The sequence below is a fragment of the Mesorhizobium sp. WSM4829 genome (assembly GCF_055811475.1).
On the sequence record NZ_JBVVQJ010000129.1, the window covers coordinates 1 to 702 of the forward strand.

The 702-nt window shown below is 57.4% G+C and carries 1 pseudogene; it reads right to left on the minus strand.

Annotated features, from left to right (window positions below):
- Window positions 1-387: pseudogene (locus AC0L17_RS34500) on the minus strand (hypothetical protein); the annotation flags it as partial.
- Window positions 388-702 lie beyond the last annotated feature (315 nt).

A 702-nucleotide genomic window follows, 5' to 3' on the forward strand; every position in this document is an offset into this window, starting at 1 on the left:
GCGGAGCAGCGCCGGCACGAAGAGCAGGCTGGACATTACTACCGGGACACTTACCGCCGCAGCCACCGCTGCCTGATGCCGAACAGCAGAGCCGCAGTTCGAGGTGATTACGACTGCGCCTCGCTCGACCAGCCTCCGAGCTGCCGCCACAAAGGCAGGCTCGAGCGCAGGTTCGCCCTGCATGACAACATCCGCCCAGGCTCCCTCGACGGTTTCCGATATCACGGGAAAGTCGAAAGTAGCTGAACTGAAAAGCGAGCCGGACGGCGGCGCCGGCGGCGTCACACCGGGTGGCAAGCCAGGTTCCAAACCCAGAATTCCAAGGCACCTTTCGATTTGTGACGTCATTCTGGCCTCCAAAGTCATGTAGTTACATTTGATGTGCATGGTGTATGCGCCTTCATCAAATATCGATTGTCGCCGCCGACCACCTGGGCGCAAAATGGCCATGGGCGGTAGCAAATTCGCAGATCCAGTGGTTACAGCCTGACAGCAGAGTGCGATTTGGCATTCCCTTTGGGAGGTGTGCGTGCGAGTCTGGCGCATGCGGACAGCAAGATGATCCGCTACCATTCTCGCCGACGCCAGAAACGAAGCTGTGTGTTAGCTGCGTCTCCGCTCTAGGCCAAATGTTCTCCTGGGACATTTAGCCACCAATTTTGAGGTGTCCTTATTTTGACGGGTGGTTACGTTTGCATATTC